The organism is Kytococcus sedentarius DSM 20547 (assembly GCF_000023925.1).
In the GTDB taxonomy this organism is placed as follows: domain Bacteria; phylum Actinomycetota; class Actinomycetes; order Actinomycetales; family Dermatophilaceae; genus Kytococcus; species Kytococcus sedentarius.
In genome coordinates this window covers 1,168,560-1,187,253 of record NC_013169.1, presented here as the reverse complement: position 1 = coordinate 1,187,253, position 18,694 = coordinate 1,168,560, and the positions used below count along the sequence as shown (strand labels likewise).

Annotated in this window: 16 protein-coding genes; 3 read left to right on the top strand and 13 right to left on the bottom strand. The window is 72.6% G+C overall.

Annotated features, from left to right (window positions below; translation table 11 throughout):
* Position 1: 1 nt before the first annotated feature.
* The 13 genes from KSED_RS05650 to rimP form a co-directional block, all read right to left on the bottom strand.
* Entirely contained in the window at positions 2-235 is a 234-nt protein-coding gene (locus tag KSED_RS05650; RefSeq protein WP_015779142.1) for a hypothetical protein, read from the bottom strand.
* A 27-nt stretch (positions 236-262) separates the two neighbouring features.
* Positions 263-1,765 carry a GTPase ObgE gene (obgE, locus tag KSED_RS05645; protein WP_015779141.1) on the bottom strand — a complete coding sequence of 501 codons (1,503 nt, stop codon included), beginning with the start codon at positions 1,763-1,765 and terminating at the stop codon, positions 263-265.
* 156 nt (positions 1,766-1,921) lie between these two features.
* Positions 1,922-2,188, bottom strand: a complete 267-nt coding sequence (gene rpmA / locus KSED_RS05640; protein ID WP_015779140.1) for a 50S ribosomal protein L27 — start codon at positions 2,186-2,188, stop codon at positions 1,922-1,924.
* Between the two features lie 45 nt (positions 2,189-2,233).
* Complete coding sequence (gene rplU / locus KSED_RS05635; protein ID WP_015779139.1) at positions 2,234-2,542, bottom strand: 50S ribosomal protein L21; 309 nt, start codon at positions 2,540-2,542, stop codon at positions 2,234-2,236.
* A gap of 234 nt (positions 2,543-2,776) precedes the next feature.
* Entirely contained in the window at positions 2,777-5,656 is a 2,880-nt protein-coding gene (locus tag KSED_RS05630; RefSeq protein WP_015779138.1) for a ribonuclease E/G, read from the bottom strand.
* A 274-nt stretch (positions 5,657-5,930) separates the two neighbouring features.
* Positions 5,931-7,202 carry a rod shape-determining protein RodA gene (gene rodA, locus KSED_RS05625; protein ID WP_015779137.1) on the bottom strand — a complete coding sequence of 424 codons (1,272 nt, stop codon included), beginning with the start codon at positions 7,200-7,202 and terminating at the stop codon, positions 5,931-5,933.
* Positions 7,199-8,155, bottom strand: coding sequence for a bifunctional riboflavin kinase/FAD synthetase (locus tag KSED_RS05620; protein WP_041290876.1), 957 nt, complete (start codon positions 8,153-8,155; stop codon positions 7,199-7,201). The genes rodA and KSED_RS05620 overlap by 4 nt, the downstream gene beginning before the upstream one ends.
* On the bottom strand, positions 8,143-9,210 hold the full coding sequence (gene truB, locus KSED_RS05615; protein ID WP_049758360.1) for a tRNA pseudouridine(55) synthase TruB: 1,068 nt from the start codon (positions 9,208-9,210) through the stop codon (positions 8,143-8,145). Before truB ends, KSED_RS05620 begins: the two co-directional genes overlap by 13 nt.
* A complete protein-coding gene (rbfA, locus tag KSED_RS05610) occupies positions 9,197-9,628 on the bottom strand; it encodes a 30S ribosome-binding factor RbfA (protein ID WP_015779134.1) in 432 nt (143 codons plus the stop codon). The genes truB and rbfA overlap by 14 nt, the downstream gene beginning before the upstream one ends.
* Positions 9,629-9,751: 123 nt before the next feature.
* The gene (infB, locus tag KSED_RS05605; RefSeq protein ID WP_015779133.1) at positions 9,752-12,661 is read right to left on the bottom strand and encodes a translation initiation factor IF-2; all 2,910 of its coding nucleotides are present in this window, start codon (positions 12,659-12,661) and stop codon (positions 9,752-9,754) included.
* Between the two features lie 80 nt (positions 12,662-12,741).
* Positions 12,742-13,182: a YlxR family protein gene (locus tag KSED_RS14090; protein ID WP_081439770.1), complete on the bottom strand. Its 441-nt coding sequence runs from the start codon at positions 13,180-13,182 to the stop codon at positions 12,742-12,744.
* Between the two features lies 1 nt (position 13,183).
* Positions 13,184-14,257: a transcription termination factor NusA gene (gene nusA, locus KSED_RS05595; protein ID WP_015779131.1), complete on the bottom strand. Its 1,074-nt coding sequence runs from the start codon at positions 14,255-14,257 to the stop codon at positions 13,184-13,186.
* 52 nt (positions 14,258-14,309) lie between these two features.
* Positions 14,310-14,792: a ribosome maturation factor RimP gene (rimP, locus tag KSED_RS05590; RefSeq protein ID WP_015779130.1), complete on the bottom strand. Its 483-nt coding sequence runs from the start codon at positions 14,790-14,792 to the stop codon at positions 14,310-14,312.
* Positions 14,793-14,946: 154 nt separating this feature from the next.
* Here rimP and KSED_RS05585 point away from each other — a divergent pair, with 154 nt between their 5' ends.
* From KSED_RS05585 to KSED_RS05575, 3 genes are read left to right on the top strand one after another with little or no spacing between them, the layout of a single operon-like run.
* Positions 14,947-15,888 (top strand): hypothetical protein, encoded by a 942-nt coding sequence (locus tag KSED_RS05585; protein WP_143827353.1) that lies wholly within the window; start codon positions 14,947-14,949, stop codon positions 15,886-15,888.
* An 18-nt stretch (positions 15,889-15,906) separates the two neighbouring features.
* Entirely contained in the window at positions 15,907-17,295 is a 1,389-nt protein-coding gene (locus KSED_RS13575) for a CapA family protein (RefSeq protein WP_015779128.1), read from the top strand.
* 28 nt (positions 17,296-17,323) lie between these two features.
* A complete protein-coding gene (locus KSED_RS05575; protein ID WP_015779127.1) occupies positions 17,324-18,676 on the top strand; it encodes a CapA family protein in 1,353 nt (450 codons plus the stop codon).
* Positions 18,677-18,694 lie beyond the last annotated feature (18 nt).

Genomic DNA, 18,694 nt, shown 5'->3' with positions numbered 1-18,694 from the left:
GTCAGCGACGACCTGCCGAGGTGCGCCGGTTCTGACGGTGACGGACGTGGTCGGCCGCGAACTCCTCGTCGGCCGGGTTCATCGGCACGGCGTGGCGGAACTGCCACAGGATCGCCAGCAGGGCCATGAGGATGCCCAGGGCGATGACCCCGAACCAGATGGGGGCGAAGGGCAGCTCGGGGCCGTGGTGGGCGCCCTCGGCTCCCTGGGCGATGACCGTCAGAACGTTGTGCATGGGCGCCATCCTACCGGTTGGCCCGGCTCAGTCGTCCGCGGTCCAGACGCCCGCGCGGCGCTCGGCCTCCATCTCCCGGCGCACCTCGCTCTCGGCGTCCTTGCGGGCGTGGAAGGCCTCGCGCTTCTCGGTACGAGTGGGGCGGGCCCGCTCCTCCAGGCGCAGGTCCGAGCCGCGCGAACCCAGGTGCTCCGCACCGGCGGTGATGGTGGGCTCCCAGTCGAAGACGACCCCGTCGCCGGCACCGATGACGACCGTGTCACCAGCGACCGCGCCGGCGGCCACGAGCTGCTCCTCGACGCCGGCGCGCTGCAACCGGTCGGCCAGGTAGCCGACGGCCTCGTCGTTGGCGAAGTCGGTCTGGTGGGTCCAACGCTCCACCCGCTCGCCGACCACCCGGAAGTAGGGCCCGTCGTGGCTGTTCTCCCGGGCGACGGTGAAGCCGGCATCGTCCTTGGCCTTCGGGCGCACGACCACGCGCGCCGGCTCGGCCGGCGGCAGGCTGGCACGGTGCTTGGCCACGTGGCGCGCGAGGGAGAACTTCAGCGGCTCCAGCCCCTGGTGCGCCACGGCGGAGACGATGTGGACCTCCACCCCGCGCTCGACCAGCATGGGCTCCACCATCTCGGCCAGCTCGCGCGCCTCGGGGACGTCGGCCTTGTTGAGGACCACCACACGGGTGCGCTCGGAGAGGGGTCGGCCACCGAGGGCCTGGTCGGGGACGTACTGCCGCAGCTCGGCCTCGATGACGTCGAGGTCGGTCAGCGGGTCGCGCCCGGGCTCGAGGGTGGCGCAGTCCACGACGTGCACCAGCACGCCGCACCGCTCCACGTGGCGGAGGAACTCCAGCCCCAGGCCCTTGCCCTGCGCTGCGCCCGGGATCAGCCCCGGCACGTCGGCCACGGTGAACCGGTCGTCACCAGCCGTCACCACGCCGAGGTTCGGCACCAACGTGGTGAAGGGGTACTCGGCGATCTTCGGACGGGCCGAGGAGAGCACGGAGACCAGCGAGGACTTGCCGGCCGACGGGAAGCCGATGAGGGCGACGTCCGCGAGCGTCTTGAGCTCCAGCACGAGCTCACGCTCCTCGCCAGGCTCCCCCAGCAGCGCGAAGCCGGGCGCCTTGCGACGCCGGCTGGCCAGCGCCTTGTTGCCCAGACCACCCCGACCGCCACGTGCGGCGACGAACTGCGTGCCGTGCCCGACGAGGTCCGCGAGCACCTCGCCCGCCCGGTCCTTGACCACGGTGCCGTCGGGGACGCGCAGCACGAGGTGCTCCCCCGCCGCCCCGTTGCGCTCGTCGCCCTCGCCCGGCTGGCCGTTCGGGGCGCTGCGGTGCGGCCCGCGGTGGTACTCCAGCAGGGTCGTGACCTGGTCATCGACCTCGAGCAGGACGTCACCGCCGTGACCGCCGTTGCCGCCGTCGGGGCCGCCGAGCGGCTTGAACTTCTCCCGGTGCACGGAGGCCACGCCGTGACCGCCCTTGCCGGCAGCGAGGTGGAGCACCACGCGGTCCACGAAAGTCGTCATGAGGAGCCTCCAGCTCGGGGGGGGGCGGGTCGGGCGCGGGCGACGGTCGCCCGGGCACGTGACGCCGATGGGGGCGATGCCCTTGAGTGTGGCATCGCCCCCATCGGGGTGGGTCCGGAGGGACCCGGTGCGGCGCGGTGGCCGCGACAGACTGTCTCAGACGGCGGCCGCGTCGGCGCCCACGATGGACACCGTCTTGCGACCACGCTTGCTGCCGAACTCGACGGCACCGGCCTCGAGGGCGAACAGCGTGTCGTCCTTGCCGCGGCCCACGTTCTCACCCGGATGGAAGTGGGTACCGCGCTGGCGCACGATGATCTCGCCGGCCTTCACCACCTGGCCACCGAAACGCTTCACGCCGAGGCGCTGCGCGTTCGAGTCACGGCCGTTGCGGCTCGAGGACACACCCTTCTTGCTTGCCATGTCGCTTCTCCCTGCGTTCTGCTGCGGATGGAGTCCGAGGACTGATCAGGCGTTGATCGCCGTGATCTTGACCTCGGTGAGCGGCTGACGGTGACCCTGGCGCCGCTTGTAACCGGTCTTGTTCTTGTAGTGCTGGATGGTGATCTTGGGGCCCTTGGTGGCGCCCAGGATCTCCGCCGTGACGCTCGCCGCGGCGAGCTTGTCGGAGGCGGCGGTCACGGTGGAGCCGTCGACGAGCAGGAGCGGCTGCAGGTCAATGCTCTCGCCGGCCTCACCGGCCACCTTGTCGACGGTGAGCACGTCACCGACGGAAACCTTCTCCTGGCGGCCACCGGCGCGGACGATCGCGTACACGTTGAGCTCACTCTCTGGTCTGCTGGACAACTGGTTCGGGGTGTTCATGACCACCCGCGTCCTGCCCGAGGGGCGGGGCCGCGGTTCCCGCCACACGGGGTGTGACGCGGAACCAGGGGTGTCTCACGAACGATGGCGCGCTGCGCGGTGCGTGTCGCGACGGGAACTGACCCATCGCGACGCACCACACGTGGGCGCGCCGACGTTCCACTCTACACGCTGCGCCGGCCCGGCTCAAGCCGGCGAGGCACCGTCTCCCTGCGGGGCGACGACCCGGCGACGCGGGGTGCGACGGGTGATCGTGCTCTTCTCGGCGACCCCGGCTCCCCCGGCCACGCTGGTGGTGGGTGCCGGCTGGGGCGCGACGGTCACCGATGGGGCGGCTGCCCCGGTGCTCGCCGCCCGGCGGCGGGAGGACCGCCGCGCCGGAGCCGGCGCGGGCTCCGGGGCATCGGCGACCGGGGCACCCACGTAGGACGAGGACTCCTCGTCGCCAACCTGCGGTGCGGACTCGACGGGGGCCGCGCTGCGACGTCCGATGCGGCCGGTCACGGCCGGGGCGTCCCCGCTCGTCGCCTGCGCGGGGGACGCGGTCTCGGCTGCGGCCTTCGGCGCCGTCGCGGGCTGCTCCGCCCGGGTCTGCTCCCGAGGCGCCTGCTCCGCGACACCCTCGGCAGCATCGTCCGTGGCCCCCTCCGCCGCGGCGGCCGGGGCCTGCGGAGCCGACTCGTCGGTCCCGCCGGCTGCCTGCTCCTCCGGCAGGCCCTCCTCGTCACCCTTCAGCGCGGCGGCGTGCACGGCCCGCGCGATCTGGGCGACGGACGGGCCGGAGCTGCGCGGCGCGGCCTGCGCCTCGCCCTGCTGGCGGCCCTCCTTGCCGGACTGGCGTCCGGAGCGGCGTCCTCCACCGGAGCCGCCGCCACGGACCGCGACCGGCGCGTCCTGCACCACCAGGCCGTGGCCGTCGCAGTGCTCACAGGTCTCGCCGTACACCTCGACCAGGCCGCTGCCGACGCGCTTGCGGGTCATCTGGACCAGGCCGAGTGAGGTCACCTCGGCCACCTGGTGCTTCGTGCGGTCCCGGGCCAGGCACTCCACCAGTCGACGCACCACCAGGTCGCGGTTGCTCTCGAGCACCATGTCGATGAAGTCCACGACGATGATGCCGCCGATGTCGCGCAGGCGGAGCTGGCGGACGATCTCCTCGGCCGCCTCGATGTTGTTCTTGGTGACGGTCTCCTCGAGGTTCCCGCCGGAGCCGACGAACTTGCCGGTGTTGACGTCCACGACCGTCATCGCCTCGGTGCGGTCGAAGATCAGCGACCCTCCCGAGGGGAGCCAGACCTTGCGGTCCATCGCCTTGGCGATCTGCTCCTCGATGCGGTGGTGCTCGAAGACGTCCTGCTCCCCCTCCCAGCGCTCGAGCTTGGGGGTCAGGTCCGGGGCGACGGCATCGATGTAGCTGGTGACCGACTCCCAGGCCGTGGGGCCGGAGACGACCAGCTTGGTGAAGTCCTCGTTGAACACGTCGCGGATCACGCGCACGGTCAGGTCCGGCTCGCCGTGCACCAGCGTCGGTGCCGAGCCCTTGGCCTGGGCAGCCGCGATGCGCTCCCACTGGGTGGTCAGGCGCTCGACGTCGGCCCGCAGCTCGGCCTCGGCAGCCCCCTCGGCGGCGGTGCGGACGATCACACCCGCATCGGCCGGCACGACGTCCTTGAGGATCTTCTTGAGGCGGGCCCGCTCGGTGTCCGGCAGCTTGCGGCTGATGCCGGTGGTGGTGTTCCCCGGCACGTACACCAGGTAGCGGCCTGGCAGCGAGATCTGGCCGGTGAGCCGGGCGCCCTTGTGGCCGATGGGGTCCTTGGTCACCTGCACGAGCACCGGCTGGCCGGGCTGCAGGGCGCTCTCGATGCGCTTCTGCTCACCCTTGGGCAGCCCGGCCGCGTCCCAGTTCACCTCGCCGGCGTACAGCACGCCGTTGCGGCCCTTGCCGATGTCGACGAAGGCAGCCTCCATGGAGGGCAGCACGTTCTGCACGCGGCCGAGGTAGACGTTGCCCACCATCGTGGTCTGCTGCTGGCGGTCGATGTAGTGCTCGACCAGCACGCCGTCCTCGAGCACGCCCACCTGGGTGTACTCGGCGGACTCCCGCACCACCATGGTCCGGTGCACGCTCTCGCGGCGGGCGAGGAACTCGGCCTCGGTGAGCACCGTGCGGCGACGCCCAGCCTCGCGGCCCTCGCGACGGCGCTGCTTCTTGGCGGCCAGCCGGGTGGACCCCTGGACCCCCGTCACCTCGTCGACGGCGTCCGATCCGCCGCCCTGGTCCTCGGAACGGCCGCTCTGTCCGCGCGAGCGGTTGCGCCCCCCGCGGGAGCGCTTGCGCGCGCGGCGCGACCCCCGGCCCTGCTCGGAGTCGTCATCCCCGGAGACCCCGGACCCGTCGCCGGACCCGTCCTCGTCGTCGTCCTGGGAACGCTCCGACGGGCGACCCCCACGACCCTGGCCGCCCTCGGCGCCCTCGTCGGACTGCCCGCGGCCGCGGCCGCCCCGGCGGCGACGCGAGCGGCGCCCACCGCTCTCCTCGGAGTCGTCATCCTCGTGACCGCCCTGCGGCCCACGGTCGTCCTGCTGGTCCTGATCATCCCGGTCGTCGCGGCCGGAGTCCTCACCCCGTGCGGAACCCCCACGCCCCGAACTGGTCGGGTCGTCGTCCCCGCCATCGCGGCCCTCGTCGCCGCGCTGGCCGCGGGAGCTCCCGCGCTCACCGCGGGCCCGGGTGCGGCGCTGGGGGCGCTGGCGCCCACCGGTCGACTCGTCCGAGTCACCCGAGTCACGCCCCGCCTCGGAGTCGTCCCGGTCCTGCTCGACCGCAGCGTCCTGGTCCTCGCCGGACCGTCCGCGACGAGCGTTCCCGCGGCCCTGCTGGCGGCGCCCCTCCGGGCGCCCGGCGTCCTGCGCGTCACGACGTGACCGCCTCGTCGGACGCTCCTGCTCGTCGTCGACCTCCTGCTCGGAGCCGCGCTGGCGCGTGGCCCGCATCGCCTCGGGGTCCGGTGCCTGGAAGAGCAGGGCGAAACTGCCGGGCTGCTGGGTCTGGTCCGCATCCATGTGGAGACCTCCACCGTCCGGTGGTCGTCACCCCCGGACGGGTGCGGAGCACTGCTCCGGGCCCGTCCCGACCATCCTCGCGGTCATTCGTGCCGCTCTGCGCGGCGAAAAGTCAGGGGTACGGCCACGGCTCGCGCGAGGCGCGTCACCGGCCGCCGGCGCGCTTTCGGTGACCGATGGGGTCAGGGAGTTCGCGCCGGGAACGTGACCCGGGGTGTGGGGTCACGCACCGCGCCCAGTGTCGCACACCGGCCCCTGCGGACGGGGACGCCGCTCAGGAGTCCTCGCGCACCGCGATCGCCATCGCGTTCAGCAGACCGATCGCGATCCAGGAGGCGAACATGGACGACCCGCCGTAGCTGACGAAGGGCAGCGGGACGCCCGTCATCGGCATCACCCCCATGGTCATGCCGATGTTCTCGAAGGCCTGGAACCCGAACCAGCAGGCGATGCCGACGGCCACCAGACGCGGGAAGACGTCCGTGGTCTGCTGGGCGATGCGCAGGGCCCGCAGGACGACGAAGGCCAGCAGCAGCACCAGCAGTCCGCCCCCGAGCAGGCCCAGCTCCTCGGCGACCACCGCGAAGATGAAGTCGCTCTCGTCCACCGGAAGGAAGCCCCCCTGCGCCTGGCGGCCCTGCAGGTAGCCCTGCCCGAACAGCCCGCCGGAGCCGACGGCGACCTTGGACTGGATCACCTGGTACCCGTCGCCGCTCGGGTCGGCCTCGGGGTTCAGGAAGGTGGTCAGGCGATCCATCTGGTGCGGCTTCAGCAGACCGGTGGTGATGGCCAGCGTGGCGGCGGAGACCGCCCCGACCACGGCGGCCAGGACCCACCAACGACTCGCGCCCGACAACGCGACCACGCCGAACCCGAGGACGCCGATCACGAGTCCCGACCCCAGGTCGGGTTGCAGCATCACCAGGGCCAGGGTCAGGAAGACCAGTGCCCAGGCCAGGACCACCTGCAGGTGCCCCGGCTGGGCCACCTTGGGGCGCAGCCGGTCGCTCAGCGCCCAGGCCAGCCCCAGGCACAGCGCCACCTTCATGAACTCGGTGGGCTGGATGGTGAAGCCCCCGCCGATGACGATCCACGACTTCGCGCCGTAGATCTCCTTGCCGATGAGGAGCACCAGCACCAACCCGGCCCAGCCCAGGACCACCAGCCAGGGCGTGAGGCTGCGCAGGCGGTACACGTCGAGGCGGGAGATCAGGGCGAAGAACACCAGTCCCAGACCCATGTTCAGCAGGTGTCGCACGGCCGTGGCGGCCCCGGTGTCCATGTGGGTGGTGCTGTACACCGCCAGCGCGCCCAGCAGGCTGAGCGCGAGGGAGACCCCCACCAGCGGCCAGTCGGTGTGCTGCAGGATGCGCTCCACCGCAGGCTTCTCCCGCGGGAGGTCAACCGGCCGCGCGGCACCCAGGGGCGCCGCGTAGCGGTGGGGCACCGAGGCCGGGGTGAGCTCGTCGGAGGGCGCGTCGCGCACCGTGGTGCGCGAGCGCTCCGGGCGGGTGCTCGGCGACAGCTCGGGGAAGGCGCCGCTCACGAGAGCACCTCGCGCGCCGCAGAGACGTCGGCCCGCATCTGCTCGATGAGGGGCTCGATCCCCTCGTAGCGCACCATGCCCCGCAGCCGCTCGACGAACTCGATGGTCACCGGCTCCCCGTACAGGTCGAGGTCCGTCCGGTCCAGCACGTGGGCCTCGACGGTCCGGCGGTGGGCGTCGAAGGTCGGGTTGCTGCCGACGGAGATGGCGGCCGGCTGACGTCGCTCGGGGTCACCCTCCGGCAGGGTGTCGCGCACGAGCCAGCCGGCGTACACCCCATCGGCGGGCACCATCCCCTCGGCGTCGGCGGAGAGGTTCGCGGTGGGGAAACCCAGTTCGCGGCCGCGTCGCTCCCCGTGGACGACGGTCCCCCGCACGCAGTGGGGCCGTCCCAGGTGCTCCGAGGCAGCGTCGATGCGGCCCTGCCCCAGGGCGGTGCGCACCGCCGTCGAGGACCACCGGGTGGTCGCGGGGTCCCCGACGTCCTCGAGGACCACCACGTCGAAGCCGAGCTCCTCGCCCAGCTCCCGCAGCGTGTCCACCGTGCCGGCGTTGTGGCGGCCGAAGCGCGAGTCGCGGCCGACGACGATCCGGCGCATGCCGAAGTTCCGCACGTAGGTCTCGGTGACGAACTCCCGCGGGCTCTGCGCAGCGAGCTCGTGCGTGAAGGCCTGTGCCACCACGACGTCGACGCCGGCGCGCTCCAGGTGCTCGAGCCGCTGCTCGAGGCTGCAGATGGCCTCGGGGGCCCGCTCCGGGTGCAGCACCTCCAGGGGATGCGGGTGGAAGGTAAGCACGATCGACGCGAGGTCGTGGCTGCGTGCCTCGTCCACCAACCGGGCCAGCACGGCCCGGTGGCCCCGGTGCATCCCGTCGAAGGTCCCGATGGTGACCGCGCTCCCGCGCCGTCGGACGTCTTCCGGAACTTGGTCGGGGTGGGTCAGTCTGAGCACGGCGGAAGTCTACGCGCCGGGGGGGTTGCCGGTGGGAACACCGTGACCGGCTTCCACCGCTGGCCAGACGGCTCCACCACGGCCACCAGGTCCCCATCGGGTCCGAGCAGGGCGGCGCGGCCGTCGGCCGAGAGCGGCGGGCGGGGCCCGGACAGCACCCGCCCCGCGGCATCCACCCTCGCCCAGGCGGGCGGCTCGGGGAGCGTGACCTGCTGGCCGTTGCGGACCCGCCCCGTCAGCTCCTCGTCGAGCTGCGCGACGGGCAGCACCCGCCGGGCGACCTCCCCCATCGGCAGGACGGGCATCGATGCCGGCAGCGCCCCGCCCTCGCGGGCCTCCACCAGCTCGTCCACGGGGGTGGCCGAGGCCAATGTGAAGCCGCCCACGGCCTGGCGGCGCAGGGCGGTCAGGTGCGCTGCAGTGCCCAGGGACCCGCCGAGGTCGCGGGCCAGCGCGCGGACGTAGGTGCCCGAGGAGACACGCACCCGGACGTCCAGGTCGAGCACCTCCGTGCCCGAGGCGCCCTGTGCCGGCTGGACGTCCAGCAGCTCGAAGGCGTGCACCGTCACCGGGCGGGCCTCGAGCTCGAACTCCTCCCCGTCACGCACCCGGGCGTGGGCCCGCTTGCCGCCCACCTTCAGTGCGCTCACGGTGCTGGGGACCTGCATCAGCTCCCCGGAGAGGGCGTTGCAGGCGTCGCGCAGGGGCTGCGGGTCGGCCAGCAGCGCGTCGCGATCGGGCACCCCAGTGGTCTGCGTGAACTTTCCCTGGGCGTCCTCGGTGGTGGTCCCCTCCCCCAGCCGGACGGTCGCCCGGTAGGTCTTGTCCGCACCGACCAGGTGCGTCAGGAGCCGGGTGGCCCGCCCGACCCCGACCAGGAGCACGCCGGTCGCTAGCGGGTCGAGCGTGCCGGCGTGCCCCACCTTCCGGGTGGCACACAGCCACCGGCACCGCGAGACGATGTCGTGCGAGGTGGGGCCGGACGGCTTGTCCAGGACCAGCAACCCGTCCGGGGCCGGCGCGGGGCGGCTCACCGGGGCCTCACTGCTCCTCATCCGCCGGCTTCTTGTAGGGGTCCTCGCCGGCGGCGTACTGCGCGCCGGCGTTCTCGGCGGCGCGCCGCTCGTCCTCCTCCTTGGCGCGGCGCAGCACGTCCTCCAGGTGCGCGGCGTCCTCGGGCAGGGCGTCGTGCACGAATTCCAGGGAGGGCGTGAGCCGGATGCCCAACCCCTTGCCGATGAGGGTGCGCAGCTTGCCCCGGTGGCGCTGGAGCAGCTCGGCCGACTTCTCGCGCTGGTCCTCGTCACCCAGGACCGTCCAGAACACGGTGGCCTGCTGCAGGTCGGGCGTCACCCGGGTGTCCGTGATGGTCACCATGCCCAGGTCCGGGTCCTTGACGACCGCCGCGAGGTTCTCCGCGAGCAGGTCACGGATGCGGTCGGCGATCTTGCGGGCGCGTGCGGGGTCTGCCATGGGGCACACCTACTTCCGGGAGTTCTGACAGTGACGTGGGGACCCAGCCTAGGCGAGGGCCCTGACCGGCCGCAGGGCCGCACCCGGTGGGTGCGGCCCTGCGGCGATCAGGCGTGCTGCGCGTCAGTCGCGCGGCTTCTCACGCATCTCGTAGGTGGTGATGAGGTCACCCTCCTGCACGTCGTTGAACGTGCCGAGGTTGATACCGCACTCGAAGCCCTCGCGCACCTCGGTGACGTCGTCCTTGAAACGACGCAGGCCGGTGAGCTCGAGGCCCTCGGTGAGGACCACCCCATCGCGGGTGATGCGCGCCTTGGAGCCACGGGTGATGACGCCCGAGCGCACGATCGAACCGGCGATGTTGCCGAACTTGGAGGAGCGGAAGACCTCGCGGATCTCGGCGGACCCGGTCTCCACCTCCTCGTACTCCGGCTTGAGCATGCCCTTGAGGGCGTTCTCGATGTCCTCGATCGCCTGGTAGATGACCGAGTAGTACCGGATCTCCACGCCCTCGCGCTCGGCGTAGTCCGCGTTCTGGCCCTCAGCCCGCACGTTGAAGCCGAGGATGATCGCGTCGGAGGCGACGGCGAGGTTGATGTTGTTCATCGTGATGGCGCCGACACCGCGGTCGATGATCCGCAGGTCGACCTCCTCGCCGACGTCCAGCTGCAGCAGCGCGTCCTCCAGGGCCTCGACAGAACCCGACACGTCACCCTTGAGGATGAGGTTGAGGGTCTCCACCTTGCCCTTGGCGAGGGCCTCGTTGAGGTCCTCGAGGCTGATGCGCTTGCGGGCCTTGGCCAGCGAGGCCTGACGGTCCGCAGCCTCACGCTTCTCGGCGATCTGGCGGGCGGTCCGGTCGTCCGGCGCCACCACGAAGGTGTCACCGGCGCGGGCCACGGAGTCCATGCCCAGCACCTGCACGGGACGGGAGGGCAGGGCCTCCTCGACGTTGTTCCCGTGCTCGTCGAGCATCGCGCGGACACGGCCGTAGGCCGAACCCGAGACGATGGCGTCCCCGACGCGCAGGGTTCCCGAGGTGACCAGGACGGTCGCCACGGCACCACGGCCACGGTCGAGGTTCGCCTCGATGGCCACACCGCGGGCGTCCTTGTCCGGGTTAGCCCGCAGCTCCAGGGCCGCGTCGGCGGTCAGCAGCACGGCCTCGAGCAGGGAGTCGATGTTCTGCCCCTGCTTGGCCGAGACGTCCACGAACATCACGTCGCCGCCGTACTCCTCGGCGATCAGCTCGTACTCGGTCAGCTGCTGGCGGACCTTGCCCGGGTTGGCCCCCGGCACGTCCACCTTGTTGACCGCGACCACGATCGGCACGTCGGCTGCCTTGGCGTGGTTGAGCGCCTCGATCGTCTGCGGCATCACACCGTCGTCGGCCGCGACCACGAGGATCGCGATGTCGGTGACCTTGGCACCACGGGCACGCATGGCGGTGAACGCCTCGTGACCCGGGGTGTCGATGAAGGTCAGTGCACGGTGCTCGCCCTCGTGCTCGGTGTGCACCTGGTAGGCACCGATGTGCTGCGTGATGCCACCGGCCTCGCTGCCACCGGTGTCCGCGTTGCGGATGGCGTCCAGCAGGCGCGTCTTACCGTGGTCGACGTGACCCATGACGGTCACGACCGGCGGACGCGGCAGCAGGTCCTCCGCGGACTCGGCGGCCTCCTCGGCCTCCAGGTCGATGTTGAAGGCGCTGAACAGCTCGGCCTCCTCCTCCTCGGGGGAGACGACCTGGATGTCGTAGCCCAGCTCCGAACCGAGCACACCGAAGGTGTCCTCGTCGAGGGACTGCGTGGCGGTGGCCATCTCACCGAGGTGGAAGAGCACCGTCACCAGCGAGGCCGGGTTCGCGTTGATCTTGTCCGCGAAGTCCGTGAGGGACGAGCCACGGCGCACCTTGATGACGGTCGAACCGTCACCGCGGGGAACCTGCACACCTCCGATGGAGGGTGCCTGCATCTGCTCGAACTCGGCGCGCTTGGCGCGCTTCGACTTGCGGGCCTTGCGCTTGCCGCCGCCGCGACCGAAGGCACCCTGGGTGCCACCGCGACCGCCACGACCGCCGCGGGGGCCCATGCCGCCCGCGGGACGCGGACCGCCACCGGGACCGCCGCCGGGGCCACCACGGCCCCGCTGCGGACGCTCACCGGGACGCGGCACGGCGGCCTTGCCCGGCATCATGTTCGGATTGGGACGGGGGCCGCCACCGGGACGGGGTCCCGGCGTCGCGCCCTCGGCCGGACGACGCTCGCCGGGCGCACCGGGTGCACCCTGACGGCGGTCGCCACCGGGCTTGCCGACGCCCCGGGCACTGCCCGGCTTGGGCATGCCCTGGCTCGGGGCGAAGGGGTTGTTGCCCGGACGCGGCGCGCCCGGCTTGCCCGCGCCCCGGGCACTGCCCGGCTTGGGCATGCCCTGGCTGGGCGCGAACGGGTTGTTGCCCGGACGTGCGGACTTCGGGCTCGGGGCCGGGCCCGGGGTGGGGGCCGGCTTCTGCGACCGCGCCGGGGCGTCCTGGGAGGCCTGCCGCGCGGCGGCGGAGCCCTCACTGGGGGCCGGCGTCGCCGACGTGGGGCCGGACGAACGGCCCGGGGCCGCCGGGGCACCGGGGGTCGGGGCGTTCCCACGGGGCGAGGGCGCGGCGTCTGCAGAGGGTGCAGGCGCCCGGTCGGCCTTCGCCGGGCCGGGCTTCTGGCCAGGCTTCGGACCGGGAGTCGGTGCCCCGGCCTTCTGGGCCGCGCTCCCCGGCGTCGGCGCACCCGGCTTGGCGCCGGGCTTGGCCGCCGGCTTGGCGGCGGCCTGCTCCGGGGCGCCCTTCTTCTCCGCGCCCTTGGCCGGGGCGGCGTCAGTCGCCTGCGCACCGGCAGGGGGGTTGTCGCGCACCTTGCGCACGACGGGGGCCTCGACGGTCGACGATGCCGACTTGACGAATTCGCCCTGTTCCTTCAGGTGAGCCAGCAGTTCCTTGCTGGTGACTCCGAGCTCCTTTGCGAGCTCGTGAACCCTGAGCTTTGCCACGTTTCTCCTGTCTGGCCCTCGCCAGGCAGGCGGGGCCGGGGTCAGTACTGGGTGCTCATCGCTGAGTACTCATCGGGTGCTCATCGCGTGTGTCCCGCTTCCATGTCCAGTTCCTCTCGTCTGTCCGTCCGAGCCGTGAGCCGGTCGGCCCACTTGATGACCTCGGAGAGATCGACGTTGCCCGGGAGCCGCAGGGCTCTCGGGATCGCGCGCCGCTGCACGGCGCGCTCCACGCAGGCGCCGTCGGGGTGGAGATGGGCTCCACGCCCGGGCAACCTGCGCACCGGGTCCAGGACCACACGGGTCCCGGACCGGCCGGGGGTCCGGTCCTCGTGGTCGCCACGCACTCCGTGGACCTCGGCCTGGGCCGAGGTGGGCGGGAGCGCGACGAGGCGCACGAGGGCGTCCGACGGGGCCTTGCCGCGGCACCCGATGCAGGTTCGCACCGGGCGCTGTGCTCGAGTCCCCACGGCAGGGCCGGGGGGCTCAGGGGCGGCGGGCGGACCCGCAGGGCCACCCATTCTAACCCTGCGAGCCGTCGGGAGCCGACCCCGGGCGCGCCACGGCACCCGACGGATCGGCCGAGACGGCGCCAATGGAACCGGCCTCGTCCGCCGTGTGGTCGGGCTGGATGTCGATGCGCCAGCCGGTCAGGCGAGCAGCCAGACGAGCATTCTGGCCCTCCTTGCCGATGGCCAGGGAGAGCTGGTGGGCCGGCACGGTCACCCGCGCGGAGCGCGTCTTCTCGTCCACCACCGTGACCGAGGTCACCTTGGCGGGCGAGAGGGCGGCGGCCACGAACTTCCGCGGGTCGTCGTCGTAGTCGACGATGTCGATCTTCTCGCCCTGGAGCTCGTTCATCACCGCCCGCACGCGACCCCCCATCGGACCGATGCAGGAGCCCTTGGCGTTCACGCCCGGCTGGGTGGCGCGCACGGCCATCTTCGAACGGTGCCCCGCCTCGCGGGCGATCGACTCGATGCGCACGGTCCCGTCGGCAACCTCTGGCACCTCGAGGGCGAAGAGCTTGCGCACCAGGTTGGGGTGCGTGCGGCTCAGGCCGATCAGGGGGCCCTTCATGCCGCGCTTGGCGTGGATCACGTAGCAGCGGATCCGGTCGCCGTGCTTGTAGTCCTCCAGCGGCACCTGCTCGGAGGTGCCCAGGAGTCCCTCGACCGTGCCGAGGTCCACGTGGATGGCGTGGGGGTCGTTGCTCTGCTGGATGACCCCCGCGACGATGTCGCCCTCCTTGCCCTTGAAGTCCCCGAGCACGGCCTCGTCCTCGAGGTCGCGCAGGCGCTGGCGGATCACCTGGCGCACGGTGAAGGCACCGATGCGGCCGAAGTCCTCCGGGGTGTCGTCGAACTCGGGGCCGGCCTCACCGCGCGTCCCGTCCTCCAGGACCGGGGCGTCCTCGCGGGCCCAGACCACGACCTGTCCGCTGCGCCGGTCGAGCTCGACCCGGGCGTTGCGGCGGCCACCGGCCTCGTGCTGGTACGCCTGCAGCAGCGCGGTCTCGAGCGCCGGGACCAGGACGTCCAGCGGGATCTCGCGCTCGCGCTCCACCTCACGGAGCACTGCCATGTCGATCTTCATGTTCTTCTCCTCGCAGATGCCCCCGCGGGGGCGATGGACTGGGGTGCCGATCTCAGCGGCGGAACTCGACCTGCACCTGACCGGTGCCGGCCTCGGCCAGGGACAGCGCGCGCCCGTCCTCCAGGACGATCTGCTCCTCGGCGACGCGGGTGATGCGCTCGGTGAAGGGCTCGCCCTCCAGCGGGCGGAACTCCACGCGCCGGCCGACGGCGCGGCGGAAGTGCTCGAGGGAGGTCAGGGGGCGGTCGACGCCCGGCGAGCTGACCTCGAGCGTGTAGGGCTGCTCCCCGAAGGGGTCGTCGGCGTCGATGCCGGTGCTCACCAGCTCGGTCGCCTCGGCGACCTGGTCCAGGGTGATGGGTTCCAGGACCGTGTCGCCGGCGTCGTCGACCGGCAGGGCCGGTTCCACCAGCACGCGCACGACCGAGCGCTTGCCCGCCGGGGTGATCACGACGTCGGGCACCTCGAGGCCGAGGGGGGCCACTGCCGCGCTCGACAGTTCCCACACCCGTTCGGTGCGTTCCTGCAGTGTCACGGGGGCCTCCTGGTGGGCCGCCGGTGGGCGGCTGTTCTCGAGTCGGATGCTCGGCGCCGCGCGGGCGCCGAATTGTGGCCAGCATCGTAGCGACCAAGGTGGCCCCCGGGCGAGCCGGCACCCGGCCGAACGCCCCCCGTGTCATCATCGAGGCGTGATGAGCCTGCGCCCGCGTCGAGACCCGCGCCCCCACCACGACTCCCCCACCGATGGTGAGGGGATCAGCCGTCGTGCTTGGGCACGCGCCGCCGTGCTGGGCGTCGCCCTGCCCGCAGGCCTGAGCGGCTGCGGGGTGCACCTCGAGAGCGACGAGCACCCGCCGCGGGAGGACGAGGACCCCCGCACGGCACTGCGCCTGGTCCAGAGCGGCGCCCGCTACGCCATGCGCACCTCCCTGGCCCACGGCTCACGGACCCGGTGGGTCACCGAGGGACTGCAGGAGCAGGTGCTCCACCTGCGCGGGATCACCGGCGCGGTCACGATCGACCCGGAGAAGGTGCTCCAGCCCCGCGTGAACGGCGACGTCGCCCGGGCGCTGCTGGCCTCCGCGGACGCGATGCTGCCCCGGCTGCACGAGGCCGGGGACGACCTCGGCCTGGCCAGCGACATGGTCGCCTGGTGGATCGGCGCCTCCCACGTGATCGACCCCCGCGGCGCGCTGCCCTCGGTGCCGAACGACGCCGCCGCACAGGCCGCGACCACCATCGAGGGCCTCCACGAGGTCACCTGGGCGATGCAGGTGCTCACCACCCGCCTCGCCGCCGACGCCCGCAAGCGCAGCCTGCGCAACATCGGCCACCTGCAGGACATCCGGCGCGTGGTCGACAACCTCGCCGGGACCGCGGGCCCGGAGCAGGAGGTCGCCTACCAGATGCCGCGCGAGGTGATGGACCGCGAGAACCGCGCCGACCGCTTCATGCACTTCCTCGATGCGTGGAGCGCCGAGCTCCGCGGCCAGATCCGCGAGAACGCCGGCGACGCGAAGCACGTGCACCTGCTGACCTCCCTGTTGGGGACGGCCACCGGGCTGCAGATGGACTGGAACGAGCACACGACGCCAGCAGTGCCGGCGACCGACGACTCCGCAGGCGACTGAGGCCCCAAGGGGGGAACCATGCACAGACACACAGCACACCAGCGCACCGGGCGGGCGGCGGCCGCACTGGTCGCGAGCACGCTGGTCCTGACCGCGTGCTCCGGCCAGGAGTCCGCCGAGGACCCGAGCTCGGGGACGTCCGCCGCCGAGTCCCCGGCCAGCAGCAGCGGGGCCGACGAGTCAGGGGCGGCCCCCGAGAGCGCCACGTCCGCGGAGTCGGAGTCCGCTGGGTCCGAGCCCCCCGGGTCCGGGTCCTCTGAGTCCCCCGAGTCGGAGTCGGAAGGGTCCACCTCCGAGTCCCCGGAATCCGAGTCCCCCTCCCCCGACGCCACCTCGGGCCCTGCCTCCGAGGACCCCGGCGGGGCCCCGGCCGAGTCGTTCACGGTGGTGACGACCGGCGACATGCTCACGCACTTCGTGCTCCAGGAACGCGCCGACGCCCTCGAGCCCGGCCCGGGGTTCGCCTTCGGCGGGATGCTCGCCGAGGTGGCCCCCCTCATCGGGGGCGCGGACCTGGCAATCTGCGGTCAGGAGACGCCGCTGTCCGCCGACAACACCGACCTGACGGCCAGCGCCGGCACCTTCGAGTTCAACGCCCCGCGGGAGCTGGCCACGGCGATGGCCGAGGCCGGCTACGACGCGTGCAACACCGCCTCGAACCACACCTGGGACAAGGGCCTGCAGGGGGTCAAGCAGACCCGTGCGGTGCTGCAGGACAACGGCATCGAGCCCGTCGGGCCCGTCCCCCCGGGCGACGGCGGCCCGGGCCACCCGGTGCTGCTCGACGCCGGGGACGCCCAGCTCGGGGTGCTGACTTACTCCTACAACACCCTCAACAGCCTGGGTGTGAAGAGCCACCCCGACCTGCCGTGGATGGACCCGCACCTGTACCGCGGTCGCCAGGCCAGCGGCATCATCGAGGACGCCCGGGCCGCCCGCGAGGCCGGTGCGGACGTCGTGATGGTGGGCATGCACTGGGGCGCGGAGTACCAGCAGCAGCCGACGCCGGAGATGCGCGAGATCGCCCGTGACGTGCTGGCCAGCGGTGCCGTCGACGCCATCGCCGGGGCCCACGCCCACGTCGTCCAGCCCTGCGAGACCATCGACGGCCGCACGGTCGCCTACGGCATGGGCAACTTCCTCTCCGAGCAGGGCCCCAACCGCTACCCCGCGACGCCGGCCGCCACCCAGGACGGCGTCCTGCTGCGGTGGACCTTCACCCCCCAGCACGACGACGGCGAGGCCTCCTGGTCGCAGGAGCTCGAGTACCAGCCGACCTTCGTGACCCGGCCCGACTTCGTGATCCAGCCGACCAGCGCGTCGGTGAACCCCAGGTCGTTCCAGCGGACCGTGCAGGCCATGACCGCTCTCGGCGACGGCGCCTGCGACGCCACGCTGCTCCAGTGACCTCTCCCCCGCACCCCAGGACGGACCCATGCACACCTCAGTCACCACCCGCACCCTGGCCCTCGCGGCGCTGGGCAGCCTCACCCTCGCCGCCTGCAGCGGTGAGAGTGGCTCGGACCCGAGCTCCCCGGACACGCCCGGCTCCCCCAGCGAGAGCTCCCCCGCCGACGAGCCGTCCGGCTCCGGTGAGGCCGAGCCCTCCGAGTCCGACAGCAACTCACCCTCGGGCAGCACCTCGGCCTCCGACGAGGCGTCCCCCTCCGGTGGGGCCGAACCCTCCGGCGATTCCAGCCCCTCCCCCTCCGGCTCGAGCGAGGCGGCGGCGGCCGGCACGTCCTTCACCGTGGTGGCGACCGGGGACGTCCTGGTGCACCGCGACATCATCACGCAGGCACGGGCCAACGGCTCCGGGGGCGGCTACGACTTCTCGCCCATGTTCGCCCCGGTGAAGCCGTGGCTGGCCGGCGGGGACGTCACGATCTGCAACCAGGAGACCCCCCTTTCGCCGGACAACACCGGACTGACGAACAGCAACAAGATCGCGGTGTTCAACACCCCCCACGAGCAGGCCGACGCGCTGGCCGAGGCCGGCATCGACGCCTGCAGCACGGCGAACAACCACACCCTCGACCAGGGCATCGACGGGATCACCGCCACCCGTGCGCTCATGGACGAGGCGGGCGTCGTCCCCATCGGCCCGGCCGAGGCACCCACCGGCGGCCAGCAGGGTGACGGGTCGGACAACCCCGTCCTGCTCGAGGCCGGCGACCAGACCGTGGGCGTGCTGACCTACTCCTACAACGTGGCCAACGCGGGGCTCTCGGAGGAGCTCTCCTCCCACCCGTGGATGGAGAAGCACATGTGGTTCGCCCAGAAGAAGGCCGGCATCGAGGCCCAGGCGAAGCAGGCCCGCGAACAGGGCGCCGACGTGGTGGTCGCGGTCGTCCACTGGGGCGCGGAGTACTCCATCCCGCCGCGGCCCGAGCAGGAGCAGCTGGCCAACCAGCTGCTGAAGGGCGACCAGGTGGACGCCATCTTCGGCCATCACGCCCACCTGCCGCAGCCGTGCGCCACGATCAACGACAAGACGGTCTTCTACGGCTTGGGCAACTTCCTGTCGGCCCAGCGCAAGAAGCCCACCAACAACTTCCCGCCGCAGGTGCAGGACGGCATGATCGCCGGCATCACCTTCACCGCCGACGGCGAGGGCGGGTGGACGCAGCAGGCCAGCTACCAGCCGACGATCGTGACCCAGCCGAAGTTCGTCATCGAGCCGGTGAGCCCGACCGAGCACCCGGAGTCCTTCCAGCGCACCAGCAGCACCGTGGAGAAGCTCGGTGCCGCCTCCTGCAACGCGGAGATCATGCAGCCGCAGGGCTGAGCCGTCCCGTCCGCAGCA

What these genes read in the sequence shown, in the direction of transcription:
- KSED_RS05650 (WP_015779142.1), bottom strand. Translation starts at nt 235, where the DNA reads ATGCACAACGTTCTGACGGTCATCGCCCAGGGAGCCGAGGGCGCCCAC.
- obgE (WP_015779141.1), bottom strand. Translation starts at nt 1,765, where the DNA reads ATGACGACTTTCGTGGACCGCGTGGTGCTCCACCTCGCTGCCGGCAAG.
- rpmA (WP_015779140.1), bottom strand. Translation starts at nt 2,188, where the DNA reads ATGGCAAGCAAGAAGGGTGTGTCCTCGAGCCGCAACGGCCGTGACTCG.
- KSED_RS05630 (WP_015779138.1), bottom strand. Translation starts at nt 5,656, where the DNA reads ATGGATGCGGACCAGACCCAGCAGCCCGGCAGTTTCGCCCTGCTCTTC.
- truB (WP_049758360.1), bottom strand. Translation starts at nt 9,210, where the DNA reads ATGAGGAGCAGTGAGGCCCCGGTGAGCCGCCCCGCGCCGGCCCCGGAC.
- rbfA (WP_015779134.1), bottom strand. Translation starts at nt 9,628, where the DNA reads ATGGCAGACCCCGCACGCGCCCGCAAGATCGCCGACCGCATCCGTGAC.
- KSED_RS14090 (WP_081439770.1), bottom strand. Translation starts at nt 13,182, where the DNA reads ATGGGTGGCCCTGCGGGTCCGCCCGCCGCCCCTGAGCCCCCCGGCCCT.
- nusA (WP_015779131.1), bottom strand. Translation starts at nt 14,257, where the DNA reads ATGAAGATCGACATGGCAGTGCTCCGTGAGGTGGAGCGCGAGCGCGAG.
- KSED_RS13575 (WP_015779128.1), top strand. Translation starts at nt 15,907, where the DNA reads ATGCACAGACACACAGCACACCAGCGCACCGGGCGGGCGGCGGCCGCA.
- KSED_RS05575 (WP_015779127.1), top strand. Translation starts at nt 17,324, where the DNA reads ATGCACACCTCAGTCACCACCCGCACCCTGGCCCTCGCGGCGCTGGGC.